This window comes from Pseudomonas sp. NyZ201 (assembly GCF_049860765.1).
Classification (GTDB): Bacteria; Pseudomonadota; Gammaproteobacteria; order Pseudomonadales; family Pseudomonadaceae; genus Aquipseudomonas; species Aquipseudomonas bharatica.
In genome coordinates this window covers 2464818-2489632 of sequence record NZ_CP187557.1, presented here as the reverse complement: position 1 = coordinate 2489632, position 24815 = coordinate 2464818, and the positions used below count along the sequence as shown (strand labels likewise).

Sequence of the window (24815 nt, the reverse complement as noted above, 5' to 3'; positions counted from 1 at the left end):
ATGAGCAGCCATTTTCGCCTCTACTCCCTGGACGTCGGGCAAGGCATGTCGACGCTTTTCGTCGTCTATGACGCCGACGGCGGGGTCACCGCACTGGCCCTGTTCGACCTGGGCTCGCTGGGTAAACGCGATGTCGCAGGCCCGTCCACGCTCGAATTCCTGAAGAAAATGGCGCTGCTGCGGGAGTCGCCCAACGGCCGGATCGACGCCGTGTTCATCTCCCACAAGGATGGCGACCATATCAACATGTTCTTCGGCAGCGAGAGCGGCAAGGATCCTTTGCAGGGCCTGCTGCGCCTGCTTCCGGACATGACCATCGGGCTTTGCCGCTACGGCGGCCGCTACAGCTGGTACGCCGACACCGCCACGGTCAGCAAGAAAAGCGAGAACCTGCTCACCCTGATCAAGGCCCGGACCGCCAACCCTGACGAGGACGTCAAGGGCTTCCCGGTCGGTGCAAGCAGTGTCCTGACCACCGGCGGCGTCGGCAAGCTCTGGGGCGGTGACGATTACCTGGTGTTTCTGGTCGCTGCCAACGCCCCCTTCAATGGCGAGGCAGTCGGAACCTCGGAGGACAAGATCTCCGACAAGCCCAACGGCGACCAGGCCAATTCCAAGAGCCTGGTGCTGGTGGTGGGCGTAGAAGCAGGTGGCCAGATGACCACCGCCATCATCGGCGGCGATGCCACCTTTCCGACCTTCCAGTACATCAACTGCCTGGTCACCGGTACCGGGCAGAACGTCTACATGACGTTGCTGCCGCACCATGGCAGCCGCAAGACCACCTTCGGCCTGCCGTCGAAAACCAAGCCGATCAGCGAGGAAGCCCGCAGCGTGGTGGCGACCTACGCCCAGCTGATGTCGGGCAAGACAGTGGTTGCCAGCGCCGATACCGGCAGCAACTACGGACACCCGTCCCTGGAAACCAGCCAGTTGTTCCTGCGTTACGCCGACACCAGCAAGACCTGGTGGAGCGACCCGCTGGTCGGCAACGACCGCCACTTCACCACCGCCTACATCGACTATGCACTGGACGCCACGAACTATAACCAGATCGGCATGCGCACCTTCCTGACCACCCAGAACCTCTACTCGACGCGCTATTACGACAGCTCGGTGGTGTCGTCACCGATGGTCGCCTATGCCCCGTTCACGGCATTCGGCACGCCCCCCTACAGTGACAAGTTCGCCTTCGCCCCGGGCATGAACTGGATCTACACCCTGTTGCCCCAGAGCATCGGGTTTCTGATCGACTTTCGCGGGGTATCCAGCAACCGACTGCCCAAGGACAAGTCGCTGGAAAAGCTCACGCCCGCGCAACTGCTGGAGTCGTTCAGCTTCGTTCATCGCGAAGGGCTGCCCGAGGCCGCATCGCCAGCGCAGACCGTCGCGCCGCAGCCGACCGCCCGCGTGCAAGCGCAACCAGCGGCGCCCGGCAAGGCCCGCGCCCCGGCCCACGCCCAGCGTCTTGCACCAAGGCTCGGGACCCCGGGCTCGCGCAGCGGAGGTCGCCGATAAATGTCCCTATCCTCGACCTACGCGATTCTCAAGGCCGCCATCACTGCGGCGCAGACCATCGATCTCTGGGCGGTATCGGCCGACCCCGGCCTGCCGGGGCTGCGTGGCGTTCTGCAACGCTTCGGCTTGTCCGGCAGCTATGTGGTCAGCGCCGCTACCATCAGCCAGGGCCTGGACCGGGTGACACTCAACGGCAACGGGCGCTACGGGCAGCCCGGTGATCCCCAGGGCATGCGCTTCGCCGCCTGGCTGACGCTGCTGTACACCGAGCAGGACGGGAGCGACGGGATATTCCAGTTGTCCATGGCGCTGACCGAACCGGGCTGGACCTTCGCAGGCTTTTTCAATCCGGCCAGCCTGCCCGACAGCGAACGGGTGCAGAACGAGGACAGCGCGGTCCTTTGGGGCCCCTCCTTTCTCTTGACGCTGGGGCTGAACACCCCGGTGTTCCGTGCCGACAGCATTCCGGACAGCAGTCTTACGCTCTCCGGCGCCCTTCTTGAGTCACCCGTGTTCGAGCGTTTCGCCGACCTGCTGGCACCCTGGCCGCTGGCCTTGAGCGGCACCCTGACGATGCCCGCAAGCTGGACCGGCATTGCAGTCATGACCCTGCGCGCCGTGACCGCCAGTTCGGCCAATGTGCCCATCGCCGCCAACGGCGGAACCCTGGGCGGCCCGGCTGGCCTGAGCCTGCGCGAGCTGGGCATGGAGCTGCTGGTGCGCGACGATCTCGATGAAGCGATCTGGGATCGCAGCGATTTCTCGGTCGCCAACCTGACCGGTACGGTCATCCTCGGCAGCGGATCCGACGCCCTGGTGGCCACGGTCACCACGCAGATCCTCACCTCCGGCCCGCAGTGGCACATGACTGCGACCTTCGACCCCGCGCACGCCTCGGTGGTGCGCGGCATGGCGCAATTGACCACCATCTTCGGCCTGCCGGCACTGCCTCTGCCGGACAATTTCCCGCTGCTGGAAACCTTCAGGTTCCGCTCCGTGGAGCTGTACTTCAGCGCCCCCGACAACGGCGTGCTGCCGACCCTGAACTTCCTTGTGGTGTCCATCGGTTCGGACCAGCAATGGACGCCACCGGTGCCCTTCGTCACCCTGCACAATGTCGGCACCCGCTGGACCTGGGGCTGGAGCAAGGACAGCGCGGGGAAAAGCGTCAGCAGCGTTTCCGGTTCGATCAGCGGCTCGTTGCGCTTCGGCGGCCAGGCCCCACAAGACAAGGTCGATGTGGATATTGCCGTGGCGCTGCCCGACCTGTTCATCCAGGGCAACATGCGCGCGGGCGACTACATTCCCATCGGCCAGGCCTTCACCTATTACTTCGGTGCCCCCGGCCCCAGCGCAGGAGGCCTGAGCAGCGCGGTGGTGTCGGCATTGGGATTCTTCGCCGATCCGCTGAACCAGACCTACAACGCCAGCACCACCGTGGTGTTCCTCGACCCTGCAACCGGCCTGCCGGACCTGCGCCAGGGCTGGAGCGTGGACCTGGTGGTGATCGAGCTGGTCCTGCAACAGGTCGATTTCTGGATCGCTGTGCAGAATGGCCAGGTCGGTGGCGGCCTGTCGGGGATCTTCTCCTTCTACCCGGATGCGGCGGCCGACGACTATGAAAGCCCGCGCCTGATGCTGGCTGCCAGCTACCCGGTACAGGATCCGGCGACGCCACGGGGCTGGGTTTTCGAGGGCCATCTCTACCAGGGCACCAGCATCAACCTCACCGACCTTGTCGCGCAGTTCCTCGGCCTGGGCAAGGCCTCCGGCTCGGTACCGGTGCTGATGGTGGATCGCCTAGACGTCAGGTTCTCCACCGGCGACAAATCCTACGAGCTGGGCGGCACCATTTCCATGCGCTGGACCCCGACGCTGTTCGGCACCGAACTGAAGATCTCGGCGGCCGCCAGCATCGATATCGCCCGGGATGGCAGCGCCGCGGCGGACAAGCCCGCCTCCGGCCGCCTGAGCGGCGAGTTCTCGATCAACCGCATCGGCGTCGAAGTGGGCATGGACGTGGGTGTCGAGGAACCGACCTACCTGCTCAAGGTGTACGTCGATACGATCTGGGTCCAGGCCATCACCGCCTGGCGCGGCGACAAGGACAGCACCAGCAATCCACGGCACCAGGTGGTCTCGGTACAACTGGGCGGCACCACCCTGGGCGACATGCTCGAATACCTGGTCAACCTGGCCGCGCCGACCCTGGGCTTCACCCTGGACGCGCCGTGGGACGTGCTCAAGCGCATCGAGCTGTCCAGCTTCGTCTTCACCCTCGACCCGACCAACAATGTGGTCGAGTTCGTCTACAAGGCCAAGGTCGACCTCGGCTTCGGCAGCCTCTCGGCGATCGGCGTGCGCTACACCCGCGCCGGGGCCGGCAAGGTCGAGCTGATCCTCGAAGGCTCGCTGCTGGGCAAATCCTTTACCGGCGACGATGCGCTGGCCTGGGACGTGGTCAATGACCCGCCGCCAGCGGTACCCGGCACCGGCTCGGCCCTGGTGGAACTGCGCTACCTCGGCATCGGCCAGCGCATACGCCTGCAGAACCCGGTGGATACCGTGGCCGGCAACCTGGCCCTGCTCAAGCAGTTCATGCAGCCGGTGGAGAACCCGAACAACCTGCCCACCACCGGCGGCAGCGGCATCGCCTTCTCCGCCGACAGCCAATGGCTGATCGGCCTGGACATCGGCCTGATGGGCAATACCCTGGACCTCGGTTTCCTGTTCAACGACCCGATCCTCTATGGCCTGTCGGTGGGCCTCAATGGCGAGAAGGCCGGCAGCCTCGCCGGGCTGCGCTTCGAGATCCTGTACAAGAAGATTTCCGATGACGTCGGCATGTTCCGCGTCGAACTGCGCCTGCCCGATGCCTTCCGGACCTTCCAGATCGGCATCGCGTCGCTGACCCTCGGCACGGTGGTGATCGAGGTCTACACCAACGGCAACTTCAAGGTGGACCTGGGCTTCCCCTGCAACCAGGACTTCAGCCGCTCGTTCTCGGTCCAGGCCTACGTGTTCATCGGCCGCGGCGGGGTGTATTTCGGCCTGCTCGATGGCGTCACCTCGAGCCAGGTGCCGCGCATCAGCAACGGCACCTTCTCGCCGGTGCTGGAACTGGGCATCGGCCTGGCGGTGGGGGTGGGCAAGGAGATCCGTGCCGGGATCCTCGGCGGCGGGGCCTATGTCGAGGTGCAGGTGATCTTCCAGGGCGTGCTTGGCTGGTTCAATCCGTCCAGCGCCGGGCTGCCATCGGCCCAGTATTTCCGCGCGCTGGGCATCGCCGCGCTGCACGGCAAGGTCTACGGCTACGTGGATTTCAAGGTGATCAAGGTGTCGGTCAGCCTGGAAGCCTATGCCCAGGTCAGCGCGCTGTTCGAGTGCTACCGGCCGACGCAGTTCGACCTCAAGGTTTCGGTGCGTGCCGAGGCCAAGGTGAAGATCCTGTTCATCAAGATTTCCTTCAGCTTCCATGTGTCCCTGGAACTGTCCTTCACCCTCGGCTCGGTGCAGCAGACGCCCTGGATCGTCGCACCGGGCGGCGATCCCAAGGGTTTCCAGGACGCTCGCCTGCTGGCCGCGCCGGGCCGCGCCGGCAGCCTGTCCGGCGGCCAGGGCCCGCGGGCGCGGCGCAATCGCACGCAACGCCTGCAAGTGCTCGGCGCCCAGCACCTGTACCAGGTCGTGCAGCGCAAGCGCCTGGCCAATGCCCTGGCGCAGATCGAAGACAGCGACTGGGACTGGAACCCGAGCCGCAGCCAGTGGCCGGACGGCCAGCCACGCAGCGCTCTGCTGTACCTGCTGCCAAGTATTTCCATCGGCGAGCTGCCGGTGTCCTGGAACGGCCCGGCCGAGGCAGACCCGTCGCCGAACTACCGGGCCGCCTTCATCCTCTGCGCCAATTCCGGGGTCGATCCGCTGGCTCCCAACGCCCGCGCCGAAGCCCGGCGCTCGGCGTCGCACCACGCCCTGGCCGCCAGCGCCGAGGACACCGCCAGCCTGACCCCGGACCTGTGGGTGCGCACCGTGCTGCTCTATGCGCTGTACGCCATTCCCGATGGCCCGCGCAGCGCAACCGATAGCCTGACCGCCGGCCAACTGGCCCTGCTGGCTGCGGTTCTCGACGATCCGCAAAGCGCCGACGCCGCGTTTGCCTGGAGCAACCTGGACACCCTGTTCGCCACCAACCTGCACCTGTTGCTGGGCGCCGACCCGGGCGCAGTGACCGAGGTCGGCGGCATGGTCGCACCGCTGCCACCGGGCCTGACCCGCAGCGGTACGCCGGGTGGCACGCTGAATTTCGCCGAGGTCAATCCGGTCGGGCCCTGGTACGAGTGGGACCTGGCCCGCTACATGGGCCAGTACCTGCCGGTGGGCGGCGCCAGCGGGCCGCGCCCGGCCGTGGACGACCCGGCCAGCTACGAGTCGTTCCCGACCTTCATTTTCCGCGACTACTGCCTGATGCTGGCCAAGGCTGCGGTGCAGGAAGCCGGGGACCTGCTGGCCAGTACCACGCTTGGCGTCGACGACGATGGCAGCGGCAAGGGCCAGTCCCTGGCGCAACTGGCGGCCACCTTTGCCAGCGCCACCATCGACTATCCAGTACGCGCCGGGGATACCGTGGAAAGCGTGGCCCTGGCCCTGGGCGCCAGCAGCGCCGAGCTGCTGTTCCTCAATCCCGGTCTGCAACGCCAGCTGGACACCGCGGCGGTGGGCAGCCGTGTGCCGGTGAAGCTCGGGATCGCCCCGCAGGTGCTGGCCGAGGACAACGCCAGCCAGGCCTTCGCCCTCGACAGCGTCGACCTGGGTACCCTGCTGCACCAGGCCGCCAGCGGCGAAACCCTGGATGCGATCGCCAGCCTGTTCAACCTCGACGGCAGCAGCCAACTGTTCGAGGCCGACGGCGCCGGCCTGGGCCAATCCAGCGAACTGCTCGATCCGGCAGCGCCGTTCGACCTGCCGCCGCGAACCTGGAGCAATGGCCCGTCCAGCCAGCTGCTTGCCGCCGCTACCGCCTATGTACGCTATCGCCAGCCACGACTGCTGCCGGCCGACTGGTACGCCCAGGCGGTATTCGATGGCAACGCCGAACTGATCGCCCGGCTGACCCGCGACGATCTCACGGTCAACAGCCAGGAATTGCCGCCAGGGCAGGTGCTCAAGGTGCCGCAAGGCTTCAACGCCGTGCAGCCGACCAGCGACTACAGCACCCAACCCGGCGACACCCTCGACCGGATCGCCGCGACCCTGGCCCTGGTCCAGGTCTATCCCCAGCTGTCGCCGGCAGAGGCCGCGGACTGGCAATCCTTCCTCGCTGCCGTAACCAGCCCTGCCGCCAACACCTACGGGCTGCCGGCCACCACCGGCCTGTACGCCCGCGCCGGGGAAAGCCTCGATGCCCTGGCCCGGCGCCTGCTGCTGGATGTCAGCTGGACGGCCAGCGACGACCCGGCGGTAGGTACCTGGAACTACGCCTGGGCCGACATCATGGCCTGGGCCGGACCGGCCACCTTCCTGGCGCCCCTGGCCCTGGTGCCGGTGCCGAATGCCGTGGCCAAGGCCATTGAGGGCGAGGCCCTGAGCTTCACCCTGCTGGCCGACACCTATGGCCTGGCAATCGCCGATGCCGCCGTGCGCCTGGAGAACCTGGCCGGCCTGTACGCCATCGATACCGTGCTGAGCGTGACCCAGGTGCCGGTGATCCGCGTGGACCAGTTGCTCGCGCAACTACTCGGTAGTGCAGCGCTGCCGCGCATCGTCAACCAGGGCTCGCGCTCGCTGATGGCCGGCCTGCGTGCACCGAAACCGGTGACCGACGCCCAGGGCCATGCCATCGCCGACCCGCAGCAACCCACCCCGCTCTACGACCTTACCGGCCAGCAATTCGACCTGGTGGTGGACACCGCGCCGGACAAGGCCGATGAACCGGCGCTGGACATGACCCTGACCGCCCAGTGCAGTTGGATCAGCCTGGTGGACAGCACCACCTCGGGTGCGAATGCACAGGTGAACAGCCGCTTCCTCGCGCGCAGTGATATCCCCGCCGGCATGGCCGTGCCCACCGACGTGGTGCAAAGCCTGAACTACCGCTACAGCAACGCGCAGATCATCGCTATGGGGCCGGCCGCCAGTCTCACCCTGCCGGTGGTCAAGTCGCCTGCGGCCATGCCCCTGGCCGGCCTTTCGCCGAGAGCCTACGGCCTGACCCAGCGCATCGAGCTGCAAACCCCGGTGGCCCTGCCCATTCCGGGCATGGACGCGCCACCCGTGGGCGCCCAGCCGACCCTCTGGCCGCTGCCGGCAGACCTGCGGGCCAAGGCCCTGGCCGGTTCCAGCGTGGCCTACGACCTGCTGACCACCGCCGAAGGGGCCAGCGCCGGTCGCGATGCCCTGGTCGTGGCAAATGCCACCTGGGCCTGCCGCATCCCGGTGGCGATCAAGCAGATCAACGACGCCCTGACCCTGTTCGCCCTGCAAGGGGTGGACGAGGCCGAGCGCCCGACCCTGCTGGCCCTGCGCGGCTGGCTGGCGGCCGGAGAAGGCAGCGGCACGGTGGTCAGGGTGCTGGCCCTGCCGGCACCGAATGCCGGCAATGCCGCCGGGGTCAGCGTGCTCGACAGCACCCCGGCGCAAACCTGGCTGATCCAGGCCAACCTGTCCACGGAAAGCGTGCCGCACGCGCCCGACCTCAGGCTTGGCCGGGTCAACGGCCTGGCCCGGGACGGCAATCCGGCACCGGCCGCCTCGCTCGACGAACTGGAACGCTTTGTCACCCTGCTCTGGGAAGGCAGCGTGGTCGGCGGCACCGGCTACACCCTCGGCCTGGACAAGGGCCTGCCGGCCAGCGCCGTGGACGCCAATGGCGTGGCCAGCATCGACCTGCTGGTGATCGCCGGCACCCAGCAAGGCGCCGCAGCACAAGGCCGCAGCCTGCTGCCGTTCAATACCTGCGCCCTGGTGGCGCCGGGGCTGGATGCGACCATCGGCACCCTGTATGCCGAGGACCACAACGAAGAAGACATGATCCTGCAGGCCCTGGTACCGGCCGGCAGCGTCGGCTTCAACCTGACCCTGGAAGCGCCAGCGGAAGACGCCGGGAACAGCGCCGAACTGCAGGCCCGCCGGTTGTTCAGCCTGCTCGGCACGCAGATTCCCGCGAGCGCGGGCGCGCCCTTCGCCATGCCGGCCTCGGGTATGCCCGCACCACCCACGCCGGTGGAGAAGGACGCGCCGCCCGCCTGGAAGCGCCAGCGCCTGGTGCGCCGTGGCGTGCTGCGTGACCAGCGCCTGGCCGAGGAAGCCGATCCGTACTGGCTGTACGAGCAGATTCTACCGCTGTACCGCTTCGCCACGCCGTCGCCACTGCCCCGCGTGCCCGGTCTGCCAAACCCGGACGACGATCCCTACCGCGGCTTCGGCTGGGCCGAGAGCCTGCCTGCGGCGGCCGTGGTGCTGAACTTCCAGGACATCCTCGGCAACCAGACCGGGGCCAATCCTGCCGGCCAGGGCCAGGTCAGCCTGCCCAGCGGCTACACCGACCCGCTGCTGGGGGTCGGCGACTGGCCGGCCATGGTCAGCGCCTGGACCGTCTCGGCCAGTGGAGCCGGGGTCACCCTGAGCATCAGCCTGGAAGCCCGCCCGGCCACGGTGATGCCGTCGCCCAGCCAACCCGGCGATGCCGCCGCGCAAAGCGCCGGGCGCCAGGCCGAAGCCTATGCCAAGGCCTATTACCAGCTCGGTCAGCCGCTGGACGCGGCGGTGGAAACCAGCCTTGATACCAGCGCCGCCCACGGCATCGAGCAAGCGCCGTTGTGGCGCTTCGCCGCCGCGTCCCAGGCGTTCAGCGCCAGTGCCGCGCAACTGGGCGCCGCCCGTGCCCCGGCAGGAGCCACCCTCGCCTCCCTGGCCGAGGACTACAGCCTGCGCTACGCGGAAATGGCCCTGGCCAACGCGCAAGTGCCGATGCAGGCGCTGTTCGGTGTCGACGCCCGGCTCAAGGTCCCGGCCTATGCCCTGTTCGCCGAGAACGACACGGCGCAGAGCATCACCGCCATGGTCCGCCCCGACGGCTGGCCGAGCATCAGCGCCGAAGCCCTGCTCGCCGCACCGCAGAATGGCGACCTGCCACTGCGCAGCGGCGCGGTGCTCAAGGTCTCGCCGCCGCTCACCCGCGATACCGGCGACGGCAGCGCCAGCCTGGCGGCCCTGGCCAATGCCCTCGGCACCCTGCCGGGCCTGCTGGCCGGGGATAACGCCAGCCTGACCATCCTGACCCCGGGCATCACCTTCTCGGTGGCGGTGTCCGAGGCGGAAATGGTGTCGGTCACGGTGACCGAGGCCGATGCGCCGACGCCGGTCCGCTCGCTGCAACAGGTATGCATGGCCTTCGCCGGCCTCGGGGTGAATATCAGCGTCAACGACCTGGGACAAAGCCACCCGGCACTGCCGGCGATCTTCCAGGCCAGCCAGCTGATTTCCAGCACGGCCTGGGTTGCAGGCAGCGACGACAGCCTGGCGCATAACGGCAGCGGCCTGGACCAGGCGGCCCTGGCGGCGCTGAACACCAGTACGGTCAATCTGTTCGAGATGGGCGCCCTGCTCTACCTGGGCGATTTCAACGGCGGCGCCGGGATCAGCGCCGATGGCGCACAGACCCTGCACCAGTTCGCCGATGCCCATGCCTGCCCGGCGGAACTGCTGCTGGGTGCCAACCCGGACCTCGCCGTGCCCGGCGACGGCGCCTTCGCCCTGCCGGGCAGGGTCAGTTGGCCAGCCGACATGGTGCAGGTACGGGTGCCCTATTCAATCCAGCACGGCGACAGCCTCGACAGCATCGCCCCGCGCTTTGCCCAAAGCACGCTGGAACTGGCCACGGCCAACCTGGAGATGCCGGTGGTGCTGGCCGGTGGCGTAACCCTGGACATTAGCGTCGGCGGCCAGTCGTACAGCCTGACCACTGCCACTGGCGGCCAGAGCCTCGCCACGACCCTCGGCCAGTTGCAGCAGCAAGCACCTGCGGCCACCCTCGCGGACCTGCTGGAGGGCATGGGCGACGACACCCAGGCGCTGAACACCGGTGCCCTGCTGGTCTGCCCGGCGGCGCAGTTCGCCACGGCCACCGCGCCGTCGGCGATTGCCGGGCTGCTCGGCGTCAGTGCCGGGGCCTTCGCCCTGGCCAACGTCGGTACGCCGCAGCTGATCGCCAGCGGCGTGACCCTGACCGCGCCACACGGCCAGGCCAGCGTCGAGACCCGGGCCAACGACTGCCTGAACAGCCTGATCGTGCGCTTTGCCGAGGCAGGGGTGCAGGTCAGCGCCCAGGACATCGTGGAAACCCCGGCGAACGCCGACAAACCGCTGTTCGCTGCCGACGCCCCGGCGCTGGTGCCGCCGGCCGGTGCCCTTGTCCGCCTGCCGATCGGCGCCACCGGGCCCTATCCGGGGCCGGCCTTCCCGCTCAATGTGAGCCTGACCCTGAGTCGCCCAGCGGCGCTGATCAACCCGGACTTCGCGGCCAACAACGATGGCGGCGTGTCCCGCAGCAGCAGCCCGATCCCGGCGCCCCAGGTGCCGGCGGCGCAGGACCAGGGTGGCGGCCTGGCCTTCAACGCCTTTATCGCCGCCATGCGCGCGGCCCTGCCCGAGTTGCGCATCGCCACCGGCCGCGCCCTGGAGGACAGCCGCGACCTGTGGGCGGTGAACTTCGGCGACGCGGGCATCAGCGCCCTGAGCATCGCCGGAGCGACCAGCGTCCCCGGCGCAGCGGGGCCACAGCCGCGCTACTTTGCCCTGACACCGCTGTACAAGAGCCTGGTCAGCCGCCAGGGCGTGGCACTGCAGGCGCTCAAGGCGGATGGCACCCTGTCCGAAGCCAGCAGCCAGCATGACTTCCAGGGCATAGACGTAGAGCCCTGGGCCGGGCGCTTCCTCTCGGACATCGACCGCATCCTCGGCGCCGCCAACGTCGCCGCGCTGTACCGCACCCCGGACACCCGCCAGACCCTCGGCGACCTGGTGGCGGTCAAGCGCCAACTGGCCGGGGCCATTCCCGAAGGGCTGCAGCCGGTGCTGGAAATCAGCGACCCGCAGGCCGCCGCCGGGCAGGCCGCAGCGGCCATCACCCTGCAACAGCAACTGGGCATCAGCCTGTCCCGGGCCTGGAGCGCCTCGACCCTGGTACAGCTGAACCGCGAGGTGACCTCGGCCTGGCAGGATCCCGGCACCACCTTGCTGCCGGCAGACCTGTACGGCGGCATCGAGGTTACCCGCGGTGGCGAGGAACGCTCCTGGAGCATGAGCGCGGGCAAATGCTGGCTGACCGACTTCTCGCCGTTCATCACCCTGCTGCTGACCGAATCCGATCCGGCCAGCCACCGTGCGGTGACCGCCGACATGGCCTTCGGCATCACCGACCTGGAGCGCAATATCACCAGCGCCGGCCTGCCCGACGGCTACGCCGCCTCGCAGTGGCTGACCTTCGTCCCGCCACTGGGCGGCAGCAATCTGCCAACGGCAGTCAGCGTCGACCTGGGCGAAGTCTCGGTGCCGATCCCGCTGCGGGATTTCCCGGCGCTGCCGGTCATCATCGAGCAACGTGCCAGCGCTACCGCGCTGGACGCCGAACTGCGCCAGCGCCTGCGCAGCCGCCGGGCGCTGAGTACCCTGCGCGCGGACAGCGACGTGAGCCTGGGCAACCTGGCGCTGTGGGATCACCGCTTCACCTACTCCCACGAACATGCCGAGCAGGACGATGTCAGCCTCACCCTGAGCTATAACCTGAGGCCCGACCAGACCCTGCGCATGGCCGCCAGCGATGCGGACCTGTTCGTGCAACTGGCGCGCTATATCGCCGTGGCCGACAACCTCTGGGAGATCCTCGGCGACCTGCCCGACAGCGGCGCGCTGACCCCGGTACAGAGCAATGCGGCGAACACCCTGCGCGACCTGGCCGCGGCCGTTGCCACCAGCTGGAACGTGCGCCTGGTCGACAGCGTGGCGGATGCCCGGCTGCAGGCGCCGGTCACCGACGCCTTCGGTTTCCAGGCGCGGGTCACCGATCGCGACGGACCGCTGGGCAGCCGTGAAGTGGCCAGCCTCGGCCTGACGGCGCTGAGCGCTGGGGTCGGCCCGGACGGGCAATGGCCGCAGGTATGGGCATTGACGGCGGCGGGCCTGATGGTGGCGCTGGAGCGCGAAAGCATCTCGGCCAGCGAATCGCGCTACCAGGTACCGGCTGATGCCCACGTGGCAGCCTCGTGGCCGACGTTCAGCCTGGTCTTCGCCGGGCTCAACGTAGCCCGCTGGCAGAACGCGACCGGCTCGATCCTGGTCCAGCGCAACCAGAAGCTGCTGGGGGCCGACGGGCCCGCGACCAACCCGGCATTCGTGTTCCAGACCGACCGGGTCGAGGCCGCCAGCATCGCCACGCCGCTCAACAGCTGGGACCAGCGGGTACCGCTGGCGAGCGCGCCGACCACGGTCAGCGCAGCCTTGCAGGCAGCGTTCGACACCCTGTTCGGCAGCGCCGCGCAGGATGGCGGGCTCAGCATCACCGCCGGGGTCGCCTATGCCTATGAACTGGCCACCGATCCGCTGGACCCGAACCACGGCCTGGTCGGGGAAACGCCGGTGTACCTGTATCCCAACCAGACGCTCGACAGCAGCACCGCGGGCAACCTGCAAACGGCGGTCGATACCTGGCGCAACCTGGCCAATCCACAGCGCGAGGGCGGCGAGTGGGTGTTCTCGCTGACCCTGTATTCATCGCTGGAGGAGGATCGGCGGCCGTTGCTGGTGATCGGGAATCTGTATTTGCCGATGGTGCTGGAGGTGGTGAATTGACGGCCATTAAAAAAACCGTAGTGCCCTCAGCAATACGGTTCTTCAATGCAACGATCTAACCCGTGACGTTCCAGCGCATATCGGCCTTCAAACTATGTTGGTCGACAACTGCGGGGTGGGCATCGAGCGCTTTCAAAAGGCCCTGCAGCTTCTTTTTCACCGCAGCCGGATCTATGGCGCGAGGGCGGAGCCTGGTATGCCTGGCAGGTTGTTCCAGATGCAGCACTATACGCAGACGCTTGCCGGCCAACACCTTTCGTGCCACCACGCGTGCATCGCGATCATGGTTCTGGAACTTGGCGGACACCAGACCTGCAAGGGTATCGCGAACCTTCAGGGCAACTTCCTCCGCCAGATCGACAGGCTTGGTTCTGGAATGGAGACGGTAGTCCTTGACCTCGATCAACCAACTGACCTCGCCGTCGGCAACCAGCAGATCCACCGCCTTGGTACCGCCGAAAGCGCTATTGAATTGCTGCCGATAGTGCGCCCAGTCGTCATACTTGCTGGCGAGGGTGCCCGCCGGGAAACTGAACCTCAAACGTCCCTCTTGAAGAACAGTCATGTCAGTCCCCCAATGCCATGAAGCGATCGGACTGCTTCAACTCTTCATCCAGAAGAACCAGCGTCTGCAAATCATCCGTCGAGTTCCCCTGTTCCAGCTCGATGCCTTCTTCTCCTGCCTTCAGCGAGAAGTAGCGTTGTTTCACCTTCTTGAACTCCGGTTGTTCCGAGAGCATCTCAAGTTCGCGCAAAAGAAACAGTGAATGACTGGCAACGAATACCTGGATGCCTTGCTGACACAGATTCAGGATGCAGGCAGCGATGACCTTGATCAGCTTGGGATTAAGGTTGGTTTCGGGTTCGTCCCAGAAAAGATAGCCTTGCTCCAGCAATACGCCCGTACTGATCAGCCGTGCCAGCATGGCGATCTTGCGCAGCCCTTCAGCGACCAGGGGCATCTCCATCTTGCCCTCGCCCGGAACCTGGAGATAGAAGCGGCCGTTGGCAGGATCAACGACGACCTTGCCACCCATGATCTCTTCCAGCGGCTTGACCAACGCGGCGACTTTCTTTTCCCGCGGCCCCTTCAAGGTCGGACTGCCCAGCAGGGACACCGTGTCGCGCCAGCTTTCTTCGAATTCCAGATGGTAGTTGTCGTACAGCGGCAAAAACCACGGGCACAGCGTGACCAGTTCTCTGGTCGGCAGGTAGACCGGGGATTTTTCAAGACCATTTTCCGGATGGACATCAACCTGAACGGAACTGCTGGACTGACTGGAAAAGCTGATCGCAAGGTTCTCTTTCTCATCCTGCATGATCAGCGATACTTCGCATTTGCCCTTGCCCTGGCGTCGTTTGGTAAGCCGACCGAGCGTATCAGGTCGAAAGACGCCCACGAGTTTATCGGCACAGTTCTTCTGCAATGCGGACTTGGTCAGCCCCTTGGTATCTGCCTGAACCTTCAGAAGGCTGTAAAGCAATTTCAACAGCTGGCTCTTGCCACAACCGTTTTCGCCAACGATCACATTAAGACCGGCGGCAAATTTGAATACTTCATTTGGCAAAGGGCCAAAGTTGTTTATCTCGACGCGTTTCAACATAAGAAGGCCCTTGCAGTTTCTCTTGCCCATTTCGCCGCAGCGAACTGGCCCAGCAACCTTTGAACATTCAACCCGGATGACGATGCCTGATTGATGATTGCAGGCAGTCCGGGGCTGTCAAGGCGGGCGCCTTTCCGGCATTCCATAAAGTGCGACATGGTACTTCAGCACGAAGATCAGGAGATACCCCGCGCCTGGGTGCATCATTCATTGGCCGAACGCAGGTCCGACTCGTCGAGCAACCATCCCCGAAACGCCTCCAGCGCCGGCAACGCGCGGTTTCTCGGCGGGTACACCAGGTAGTAGCCGCGGGCACTGGCATAGGGCAGTACCGGGCTGACCAGGGTGCCCTCGGCCAGTTCATCGCTGATCAGGATCCGCGGCACCAGGCCGATGCCGATGTCCGCGCGCACCGCCTGGATCAGGTGCGAAGTCAGTTCGAAGCTCGGGCCCAGGCGCATGGCCTGGTGGGCGACGCCATGGTGGGTGAACCAGTCGCCCCAGGCGTTGGGATTGTTGGCGACGCTGAGCAGGGTCTGCCGGCTGATGTCCCGGGGCGTCCATTCGGCGCGCGAGGCCGCCAGGGCCGGCGACAGGATCACCACCAGTTCCTCGGCATGCAGGCGGTGACAGACCAGGCCCGGCTGGTCGCCGGTGGCGACGACGATCGCCGCATCGATACCGCTGGTGGCGAAGTCCACCGGCTCGATCCGCGAGTTGATATGCACCAGCACCTCGGGATGGCGGCGGTAGAACTCGTGCAGCCGCGGAAGCAGCCATTTCGAACCGAAGGTCGGCAAGGTCGCCAGGCGCAGGCTGCCGCCGCCGTCCTGGTGGGCGATCGCATGCAGGGTGGCACTGCGAATGCGCCCCAGGGCCTCGCTGATTTCGCGCTGGTACAGGCGGCCCACCTCGGTGAGCTTGACCGTACGCCCCTCGCGGCGGAACAGCAGCACGCCCAGTTGCTGCTCCAGGGTCTGCACCTGGCGGCTGACCGCGCTCTGGGTCAGGGACAGTTCCTCGGCGGCGCGGGTGTAGCTTTCATGCCGGGCGGCGGCCTCGAAGGCCAGCAGCAGCGACATCGAGGGGGTTAGGTTGCGGTAATTCATTCATAAAACTCATCAAAGGCTGCGCCATTATCCGTTTGTGTCCGGCGCGACACTGCGGAATCATTGCATCATCCACTACCTGGGCGAGCCAAGACCATACCCTGCGCTCAGGTATCCATGATTAGCCCATATAAACGAGGCCATCCCTTGATGATCGCCCAATTGCCGGTGAGCGCTCCCGCCACCGACTACGCCGCCTTCCTCGATGCCCTGCGCGCCAGCGGTTTCCGCGGCCAGTTCAGCACCGACTACGGCACCCGCACCGTGCTTGCCACCGACAACTCGATCTACCAGCGCCTGCCCCAGGCCGCGGTGTTCCCGCTGGATGCCGATGACGTGGCGAAGGTCGCCGCGCTGATGGCCGAACCACGCTTTCGCCAGGTCAAGCTGACCCCGCGCGGCGGCGGCACCGGGACCAACGGCCAGTCGCTGACCGACGGCATCGTCGTCGATCTGTCGCGGCATATGAACCAGATCCTCGAAATCAACGTCGAGGAGCGCTGGGTGCGGGTCCAGGCCGGGGTGGTCAAGGACCAGCTCAATGCCGCGCTCAAGCCCCACGGGCTGTTCTTCGCGCCGGAGCTGTCCACCTCCAACCGCGCCACCATCGGCGGCATGATCAATACCGATGCCAGCGGCCAGGGCAGTTGCACCTACGGCAAGACCCGCGACCACGTGCTGGAACTGCACAGCGTGCTGCTCGGCGGCGAGCGCCTGCACAGCCTGCCGGTGGATGACGCCACCCTCGACGCCGCCTGCGCCCTGCCCGGCCGGGTCGGCGAGGTGTACCGCATGGCCCGGGAGATCCAGGAAACCCAGGGCGATCTGATCGAAAGCACCTTCCCCAAGCTCAACCGCTGCCTGACCGGCTACGACCTGGCCCACCTGCGCGACGACGACGGTCGCTTCAACCTCAACAGCGTGCTGTGCGGCGCCGAAGGCTCGCTGGGCTATGTGGTGGAAGCCAAGCTCAACGTGCTGCCGATCCCGAAGTACGCGGTGCTGGTCAACGTGCGCTACACCAGCTTCATGGACGCCCTGCGCGACGCCAATGCGCTGATGGCGCACAAGCCGCTGTCGATCGAGACGGTGGACTCGCGGGTGCTGATGCTGGCGATGCAGGACATCGTCTGGCACAGCGTCGCCGAATACTTCCCGGCCGACCCGGCCAAGCCGACCCTGGGCATCAACCTGGTGGAGTTCTGCGGCGACCAGCCGGACGAGGTCAACGCCCGGGTCGCAGCCTTCATCGAGCACCTGCAACAGGACACCAGTGTCGAGCGCCTGGGCCACACCCTGGCCGAAGGTTCGGCGGCGGTGACCAAGGTCTACACCATGCGCAAGCGCTCGGTGGGCTTGCTCGGCAACGTCGAGGGCGAAGTGCGTCCGCAGCCGTTCGTCGAGGACACCGCGGTACCACCGGAGCAACTGGCCGACTATATCGCCGAGTTCCGCGCCCTGCTCGACGGCCATGGCCTGACCTACGGCATGTTCGGCCATGTCGATGCCGGCGTGCTGCACGTGCGCCCGGCGCTGGACATGAAGGACCCGGCCCAGGCCGCGCTGGTCAAGCCGATCTCCGACGCGGTCGCCGCCCTCACCCAGCGTTATGGCGGCCTGCTCTGGGGCGAGCACGGCAAGGGCCTGCGTTCGGAGTACGTACCGGCCTATTTCGGCGAACTGTACCCGGCGCTGCAACGCCTTAAGGGCGCATTCGACCCGCACAACCAGCTCAACCCGGGCAAGATCTGCACCCCGCCGGACAGTGCCGAAGGCCTGATCAAGGTCAACGAAGCGCCGCTGCGCGGCGAGCATGACCGGCAGATCGACGAGCGCGTGTGGCAGAGCTTCGGCAGCGCCGTGCACTGCAACGGCAACGGCGCCTGCTACAACTACGACCCCGACGACGCCATGTGCCCGTCGTGGAAAGCCACCCGCCAGCGCCAGCACTCGCCCAAGGGCCGCGCCTCGCTGATCCGCGAATGGCTGCGCCTGCAGGGAGCGGCGAACATCGATGTGCTCGCGCCGAATAGGGTTTCCTGGCTCAAGGGCCTGCCCGGGCGCCTGCGCAATGTGCGCGCACAGCAGCAGGGCCAGGCCGACTTCTCCCATGAAGTCTACGACGCCATGGCCGGCTGCCTGGCGTGCAAATCCTGCGCCGGGCAGTGCCCGATCAAGGTCAACGTGCCGGACTTCCGTTCGCGCTTCCTCGAGCTGTACCACAACCGCTACCAGCGCCCGCTGCGCGACTACCTGATCGGTTCGCTGGAATTCACCATCCCGTACCTGGCCCATGCACCGGGTCTGTACAACGCGGTGATGGGGTCGAAGTTCGTCAGTGGTCTGCTGGCGGACCGTATCGGCATGGTCGACAGCCCGCTGATCAGCCGTTTCAACTTCCAGGCCACGCTGAAACGCTGCGGCGTACGTGCCGCCAGCGTGCCGGCACTGCGCGAACTGACCCCGGCGCAGCGCGAGCGCAGCATCGTGCTGGTCCAGGATGCCTTCACCCGCTACTTCGAAACGCCGCTGCTGGCGGCCTTCATCGACCTGGCGCATCGCCTGGGGCACAAGATCTTCCTCGCCCCGTACAGCGCCAACGGCAAGCCGTTGCATGTGCAGGGCTTCCTCGGCGCCTTCGCCAAGGCGGCAGTGCGCAATGGCACCCAGCTCAAGGCCCTGGCCGATTGCGGCGTGCCACTGGTAGGACTGGATCCGGCGATGACCCTGGTCTATCGCCAGGAATACCAGAAGGTGCCGGGCCTGGAAGGCAGCCCGAACGTGCTGTTGCCGCAGGAATGGTTGATGGATGTGCTGCCGGAGCAAGGCACCGGCAAGGGCGGCAGCTTCCGCCTGCTGGCGCACTGCACCGAGAAAACCAACGTGCCGGCCAGTACCCGGCAATGGGAGCAGGTGTTCTCACGGCTGGGCCTGAAGCTGGTGACCGAGGCTACCGGCTGCTGCGGCATGTCCGGCACCTACGGGCATGAGGCGCGCAACCAGGAGACCTCGAAGACCATCTTCGAACAGTCCTGGGCGGGCAAGCTGGACAAGGACGGCGAGCCGCTGGCGACCGGCTATTCGTGCCGCAGCCAGGTCAAGCGCATGGCCGACCGCAAGCTGCGGCATCCGCTGGAGGTGGTGTTGCAGGCCGTGATCGGCTGATTAGGCAGGCCCTGGAGCTCCCGGGTGTTCTTCAGGACCTCATCGCTGACACCGCGTACCCTGTGGGAGCTGGCTTGCCAGCGATGAGGCCGGCTCAGTCACCACACATCACTCGGCCTTCTTCGCCTTCCCGCCCTTCACCAGGCCATAGCGAATCTCCTTCGACGGCCCATAGCCATAGAACGAGGTGTAGCACTTGCTGAAATGGCTCGGTGAGACGAAACCGCAGGCCAGCGCCACGTCGATCAGTTGCAGGTCGGAATGCTGCAACAGGCGCCGGCTTTCGGTGATGCGCAGTTCCAGGTAATAGCGCACCGGGGTGGTACCGAGCTGGCTCATGAACAAGCGCCCGATCTGCCGCTTGGAACGTCCCACATAGTGGGCCAGTTGATCCTGGCTCAAGGGTTCCTCGATGTTCGCGCTCATCAGGTTGATGGCTTCGCGCAAAGGCTCGCTCATCTTCTCGTGCAGGGTCGGACGGGCCCGGCGATAGCGCGATTCCTCGAAGGCGAGGATATCCACCACCGCATCCACCAGCCCGCGCCCGCAGCGGCTGTTGATCCACTCCAGCACCAGATGGAAACCGCCCGACGGACTGGCAGCGGTCAGGCGGTCGCGGTCGACCATGTAGCTTTCGCTGGTGACCTGGCTGTCCTTGGCGATTTCCGCCACCGCGCCACGGTGCTCCGGGTGCACGGCGCAACGGTAGCCATCCAGCAGCCCGGCCTGGCCGAGGAACCAGGCGCCATTCCACAACGCGCCCAGGGCCACATGCTTTTCCGCCGCCTTGTGCAGGATCTGGTTGAGCTCCGGGATCGGCCGCAACACGGTGCGCAAGCCGCCGCACACCACCAGCAGGTCAAGGTCGTCCAGCGCAGCGGCATCGAGTGGCGCATCCGGGCAGATCACCAGCCCCAGGTCGCTGACCCGCGAGCCGCCATCCAGGGTGAAGGTACGGTAGGTAAAGGACGCCGCCTGGATCAGGTTGGCAGTGACCACCGTATCCAGGGCCTGGGTGAAGGCCGGCAAGGAGAAATGTTCGAGCAGGATGAAACCGACCCTGCCCTGCCCGCCCGGCGCCTGCTTTTCGCCGGTGAAGCGCAGGTTCGAGCCCTGCATGGCATCGCTGAAATGCCTTCTTTCGACCACGTTGGTGTCTTCCGATAGTGTTCTGGGAATCCGAAGCGCTGAAACCGCTACGCCGGCATGCATCGTCGAATGATGCACGCCGGCGCGGAGGTGTCCAACGTTCCTTCGGAATTTCTGATTTATGTTGCTGCCTGATTCCTGCGGCCTTGCAAGGCTCCACGAGAGAGACGGTCCAGCAACAGGGCCACGGCAACGATGGCCAGGCCCGCACGCAGGCCGAGGCCCATTTCCATCCGGGTCAGGCCGCGGGTCACTTCCGCACCAAGCCCGCCCGCCCCCACCAGCCCGGCCAGCACCACCATGGCCAGGGACAGCAGGATGCACTGGTTCAAGCCCACCAACAGCGTCGGCATGGCCGTGGGCAACTCGATCTTCAGCAGGATCGCCCGGGGCGGCGCGCCCATGGCCTTGCCCAGTTCCAGCAGGTCACGGGGCACCTGGTTGAACGCCAGGGTGGTCAGGCGCAGCATCGGCGGGATGCCATAGATGATGGTGGCGAGGATCGCCGGGACCTTGCCCAGGCTGAAGACCATCACCGCTGGAATCAGGTAGACCCACGGCGGCACGGTCTGCATGACGTTGAGGAGCGGGCTGAGCACCGCGTCCAGGCGCTTGATCCGCGAGGCCGCGACGCCGATCGGGAACGCCACCGTCACCGAGATCAGCACGGCTACCGTCACCAGGGAGATGGTCTGCATCGACGCCACCCAGAACCCGGAGATCAGGCAGAAGCCAAGCATCACCACAGCCAGGATCGCCGCCCGCAGGTTGACCAGGAAGAACGCCGCCACCGCCACCAGGGCGATCATGCCGTAGGGCGGGATCGCCAGCAGCACGCCTTCGATACCGCCGAGGACGGTTTCGATAAAGCGGCTGATCAGGGCGAACAGACCGTGCAGGTTGGCGTTGAGCCAGTCGACCGATGGTGCCAGCCAGGCGCCTGGAGAGAACGTGATATCAGGATTCATGGGCAGCCCTCCGGCCGGGACGGCTGGCGCTCTGGGCCATGCGGTCAAGGATCAGGGTAAGAATGACGATGGCGATGGCGGCGTTGATCGACATGGCGATATCCAGGGTGCGGATCGCGCCGTAGATCACTTCACCCAGTCCTCCGGAACCGACGATACCGGCGATCACCACCATGCCGAAGGCCATCATCAGGCCCTGGTTGACCCCGGCCATGATGCTCGGCAGGGCAAACGGCAGGCGGATCTTGAAGAACTGCTGCCACCCCGTGGTACCGCTGGCCTGGCCCAGTTCGATGAAGACCCTGGGCGTCATGCGGATGCCCAGCGAGGTCAGGCGCACCACCGGCGGTATGGCAACGATGAAGGTGGCCAGCAGCGCTGTGCCCGGGCCGTAGCCGAGCAAGGCAATGGCTGGTAGCAGATAGATATAGGGCGGCAAGGTCTGGATCAGGTCCAGCACCGGTTCGCTGACCCGGTCCAGGGACGGCATCAGGCCGGCCGCGACGCCCAGCGGGATGCCGATGATCAGGGCCATGCTGGTCGCCGACAATACCAGCGCCAGGGTGCTCATGGTCTGTGGCCACAGGCCCATGGCCACGCATAGCAGCAGCCCGAGCATGGCCCCGAGGGCGAAGCGCCAGCTGGCGGTCAGGCGCCAGCCGAGCGCGCCGAAGGCCAGGATCAGCACCCAGAACGGCAGCAGGGTCAGGCCGCTGTAGATCGCCTGGTAACCGGCGTGCAGCACATCGTTGAGGCCGTCGAAAAACCAGGCGCCGTTGTCCGACAGCCACTCCAGCCGGGCATCGACGACGTCGTCGAAGGCTGCAGCGAATTCCCCGGGGCTCATAGTGCGTGCTCCGGCTGCGCAGCGGCATGTTCTGCGGCCGGCGCACCCTGCACGCCACGCAGCAGGTCCTGCTGGGTGATCACGCCGAGGACCTGGCCGCCCTCCGCCACCGTCAAGGCATCGCCGCCGGAGCTGATCATCAGGTTGATCAGGGCATCGAGGTCGGCTTGCGGACCGGCACTCGGCAGAAGACCGGGACTGAGATACGGATGCGCCGCGGCCGGCGACATGATCGAATGCGCCTTGACCAGGTGCAAACGGGAAATCCCGGCGACGAACTCCGCCACATAGTCATCGGCGGGGTTGAGCACGATGTCTTCGGCGGTACCCTCCTGGATGATCACCCCGTCCTTCATGATGGCGATGCGGTCGCCGATGCGGATGGCCTCTTCCAGGTCGTGGGTAATGAACACGGCGGACTTGCCGAGGGACTTGGTCAGTTGGCGAAACTCATCCTGCAACTGGCGACGGATCAGCGGGTCGAGGGCGCTGAAGGGTTCATCCATCAGGATCACTTCCGGGTCCGAAGTGATGGCCCGGGCCAGGCCGACGCGCTGCTGCATGCCACCGGACAGTTCGTCCGGGTAGCGTTGCGCCCAGTCGCTCAAACCTACTTTCGCCAAGGCCTGCCCGGCCACCTTGTACCGTTCGGCTTTCGAGATGCCGCGCACCTCCAGGCCGAAGGCGGCGTTTTCCAGCACCGTGCGATGCGGTAGCAAGGCCACGCTCTGGAATACCATGCCGATGTGCCGCGCGCGGGTTTCGCGCAAGGCCCCCTTATCGAGGCTGGCAAGATCCTTGCCCTTGATCAGGATCTGCCCGGAGGTCGGATCGATCAGGCGGTTGAACATACGGATCAGGGTCGACTTGCCGCTGCCGGACAAGCCCATGATGCAATAGATCTCACCCCGTCTGACCTTGAGGCTGACGTTCGAGACGCCGACAACACAGCCATGGTCCTGAAGAATCTGTTTCTTCGACAAACCACGCTCTTTATAAGCACGCATGGCGGTATCGGCGTTCTTGCCAAAAATCTTCCAGACCGATTGGCACTCTACCAATACGTCTTCAGCTACTTCGCTTGCTGTGTTCATCTCGCACCCGTCGAACCAGGAATCTGGTTGGCTTTTTTATTACGTTCAGTTCGGCAGTGGTAAAGGCGTTGCCCGGGTACAGCCCCGAACAACGCGGGACTTCGAAATCAGTATTTTTTGATGTTTTCCCAGCGGTTCACGAGGTCGGCGTTTTTCGTGGCCCAGTCCTGCACGGCCTGTTCCACCGTCTTGCCATCCTTCATTTCGCCGTTGATAGCGGTGATGTCGGCCAGCGGCAGGTAAACCCCGGCGATCAGCTCACGCGCTTGCGGGTAGGCGGCGGAAAAGCCCTTCTGGCCGATCCAGTAGTAGCCCTGTGGCGGGGCGAAGGAGCCTTTCGGGTCCTTGAGGAACTTCACGTCGAACTTCTGGCTCATCCACGACGGTTCCCAGGTGGTCACCGCGATCCACTCCTTGCGATCCACGGCGGACTTGAGGGCAGCGGTCATGGCGGCGGTACTGCCTTCCAGGAGGTTGAGCTTGAGGCCGTAGTCGGTCACGGCCTTGGCCGCATCGCTCATCAGGCCCGAACCCGGCTCGATGCCGACGATCTTGTTGCCGAACTTGTCGGCGTTGGCATTGAGCTCTTCCAGCGAGTCGATGGTCACGTACTTCGGTACGGCGATGGCCTGGTAGAGGCCGTGGGAAACCGGAGAGATCTTTTCCAGGCGGTTCTTGTTCTTCTTCCAGTAGTCCTGGGCGGCGTAGTCGATCTGCGAGGCCAGCAACTGGATGTCCCCCTTGCCCAGGGCGGCGTAGGCGATGCCCCATTCGGAAAAGTTGGTCACCTTGACGGTGTAGCCGGCGTCCTCGAGGACTTTCCTGGTGACGGTGGTGATCGGGGTAAGGTCTTCCCACGACAGGGTGCCCATGGTGATGGTCTTTTCCTCGGCCTGGGCCTGGAACACCGTAAGACCGACCATGGCGAGGGTACAGAGCGCTTTGCGGAAGAGTTTCATTGTTGTCGTCTCCTGGGTTGTGGTGCTGGCCGGACGCATTGCCACGTCCGTTGCTTGTTCTTGGTTTTCTTGCACAACTTTCTGGCGGGGGTTTTCTGGCGCCCGACAAGGCCTGGCAAAGAGCTAAAGCCCCGCGAACACTGGCCTTGGGGCGAGATTCGCACGGGCTCAAGAGACGGTCAACGGAATTGTATTCTTTGTGTATACCCATGGAATTCAAAAAGAATTCATAAAAAATGCTATTTTCCCCAGTGTTTTCAGGGCTCTCAGGCTAGTAGAGCCAAGGAAAAAGCTGTCGCGGGTGGATATGGCGGTGGCGGGATTTGATAAGAGTGTGTCTCGTGGATGCCATAGAGACCTGGCACTCGGATCGCCTGTCATGGCCTCATCGCTGGCAAGCCAGCTCCCACGAGGACCGGCGTACACCGTACCTGTGGGAGCTGGCTTGCCATCGAGAGGCCCGAAAGCACAGCACAAAACCGGGGTCAGACCCTGTCACAGATACCCAGATAAGCAGGGAAACCGCTCATCGAAATATCTGTAGACACATTGTCTAAT

Annotated in this window: 11 protein-coding genes; 3 read left to right on the top strand and 8 right to left on the bottom strand. The window is 65.7% G+C overall.

Features of this window, described 5'->3' with window-relative positions; translation table 11 throughout:
- Both ACPFMA_RS11035 and ACPFMA_RS11030 read left to right on the top strand, forming a co-directional pair.
- Nucleotides 1-1518 carry a hypothetical protein gene (locus ACPFMA_RS11035; protein WP_064303455.1) on the top strand — a complete coding sequence of 506 codons (1518 nt, stop codon included), beginning with the start codon at nt 1-3 and terminating at the stop codon, nt 1516-1518.
- The gene (locus tag ACPFMA_RS11030) at nt 1519-13362 is read left to right on the top strand and encodes a hypothetical protein (protein ID WP_425930173.1); all 11844 of its coding nucleotides are present in this window, start codon (nt 1519-1521) and stop codon (nt 13360-13362) included. It begins immediately after the preceding gene.
- A gap of 55 nt (nt 13363-13417) precedes the next feature.
- Here the strand turns inward: ACPFMA_RS11030 and ACPFMA_RS11025 are convergent, their stop codons facing one another.
- The 3 genes from ACPFMA_RS11025 to ACPFMA_RS11015 form a co-directional block, all read right to left on the bottom strand.
- Nucleotides 13418-13927 (bottom strand): hypothetical protein, encoded by a 510-nt coding sequence (locus ACPFMA_RS11025; protein WP_064303453.1) that lies wholly within the window; start codon nt 13925-13927, stop codon nt 13418-13420.
- Nucleotide 13928: 1 nt separating this feature from the next.
- Nucleotides 13929-14966, bottom strand: a complete 1038-nt coding sequence (locus ACPFMA_RS11020; protein WP_425930172.1) for an AAA family ATPase — start codon at nt 14964-14966, stop codon at nt 13929-13931.
- A gap of 203 nt (nt 14967-15169) precedes the next feature.
- Complete coding sequence (locus tag ACPFMA_RS11015; RefSeq protein ID WP_064303451.1) at nt 15170-16075, bottom strand: LysR substrate-binding domain-containing protein; 906 nt, start codon at nt 16073-16075, stop codon at nt 15170-15172.
- Nucleotides 16076-16225: 150 nt separating this feature from the next.
- On the opposite strand from ACPFMA_RS11015, the gene ydiJ reads away from it, so the two are divergent.
- The gene (gene ydiJ / locus ACPFMA_RS11010) at nt 16226-19240 is read left to right on the top strand and encodes a D-2-hydroxyglutarate dehydrogenase YdiJ (RefSeq protein WP_425930171.1); all 3015 of its coding nucleotides are present in this window, start codon (nt 16226-16228) and stop codon (nt 19238-19240) included.
- A 108-nt stretch (nt 19241-19348) separates the two neighbouring features.
- Here ydiJ and ACPFMA_RS11005 read toward each other — a convergent pair whose 3' ends face one another.
- The 5 genes from ACPFMA_RS11005 to ACPFMA_RS10985 all read right to left on the bottom strand — a co-directional run bounded on the left by ACPFMA_RS11005 (nt 19349) and on the right by ACPFMA_RS10985 (nt 24257).
- Nucleotides 19349-20359 carry a GlxA family transcriptional regulator gene (locus tag ACPFMA_RS11005; protein ID WP_279900189.1) on the bottom strand — a complete coding sequence of 337 codons (1011 nt, stop codon included), beginning with the start codon at nt 20357-20359 and terminating at the stop codon, nt 19349-19351.
- Nucleotides 20360-20508: 149 nt separating this feature from the next.
- Complete coding sequence (locus ACPFMA_RS11000; protein WP_425930170.1) at nt 20509-21357, bottom strand: ABC transporter permease; 849 nt, start codon at nt 21355-21357, stop codon at nt 20509-20511.
- Nucleotides 21347-22204, bottom strand: coding sequence for an ABC transporter permease (locus ACPFMA_RS10995; protein WP_425930169.1), 858 nt, complete (start codon nt 22202-22204; stop codon nt 21347-21349). The genes ACPFMA_RS11000 and ACPFMA_RS10995 overlap by 11 nt, the downstream gene beginning before the upstream one ends.
- Entirely contained in the window at nt 22201-23298 is a 1098-nt protein-coding gene (locus ACPFMA_RS10990; protein ID WP_425930168.1) for a quaternary amine ABC transporter ATP-binding protein, read from the bottom strand. Before ACPFMA_RS10990 ends, ACPFMA_RS10995 begins: the two co-directional genes overlap by 4 nt.
- A 107-nt stretch (nt 23299-23405) precedes the next feature.
- Nucleotides 23406-24257 (bottom strand): glycine betaine ABC transporter substrate-binding protein, encoded by an 852-nt coding sequence (locus tag ACPFMA_RS10985; RefSeq protein WP_064304444.1) that lies wholly within the window; start codon nt 24255-24257, stop codon nt 23406-23408.
- Between the last annotated feature and the right edge of the window lie 558 nt (nt 24258-24815).

Bases quoted from the DNA above. Each gene is read 5' to 3' on its own strand.
- ACPFMA_RS10985 (WP_064304444.1), bottom strand. From the start codon at position 24,257: ATGAAACTCTTCCGCAAAGCGCTCTGTACCCTCGCCATGGTCGGTCTT.
- ydiJ (WP_425930171.1), top strand. From the start codon at position 16,226: ATGATCGCCCAATTGCCGGTGAGCGCTCCCGCCACCGACTACGCCGCC.
- ACPFMA_RS11035 (WP_064303455.1), top strand. From the start codon at position 1: ATGAGCAGCCATTTTCGCCTCTACTCCCTGGACGTCGGGCAAGGCATG.
- ACPFMA_RS10995 (WP_425930169.1), bottom strand. From the start codon at position 22,204: ATGAGCCCCGGGGAATTCGCTGCAGCCTTCGACGACGTCGTCGATGCC.
- ACPFMA_RS11030 (WP_425930173.1), top strand. From the start codon at position 1,519: ATGTCCCTATCCTCGACCTACGCGATTCTCAAGGCCGCCATCACTGCG.
- ACPFMA_RS11005 (WP_279900189.1), bottom strand. From the start codon at position 20,359: ATGCAGGGCTCGAACCTGCGCTTCACCGGCGAAAAGCAGGCGCCGGGC.
- ACPFMA_RS11000 (WP_425930170.1), bottom strand. From the start codon at position 21,357: ATGAATCCTGATATCACGTTCTCTCCAGGCGCCTGGCTGGCACCATCG.
- ACPFMA_RS11015 (WP_064303451.1), bottom strand. From the start codon at position 16,075: ATGAATTACCGCAACCTAACCCCCTCGATGTCGCTGCTGCTGGCCTTC.
- ACPFMA_RS10990 (WP_425930168.1), bottom strand. From the start codon at position 23,298: ATGAACACAGCAAGCGAAGTAGCTGAAGACGTATTGGTAGAGTGCCAA.
- ACPFMA_RS11025 (WP_064303453.1), bottom strand. From the start codon at position 13,927: ATGACTGTTCTTCAAGAGGGACGTTTGAGGTTCAGTTTCCCGGCGGGC.
- ACPFMA_RS11020 (WP_425930172.1), bottom strand. From the start codon at position 14,966: ATGTTGAAACGCGTCGAGATAAACAACTTTGGCCCTTTGCCAAATGAA.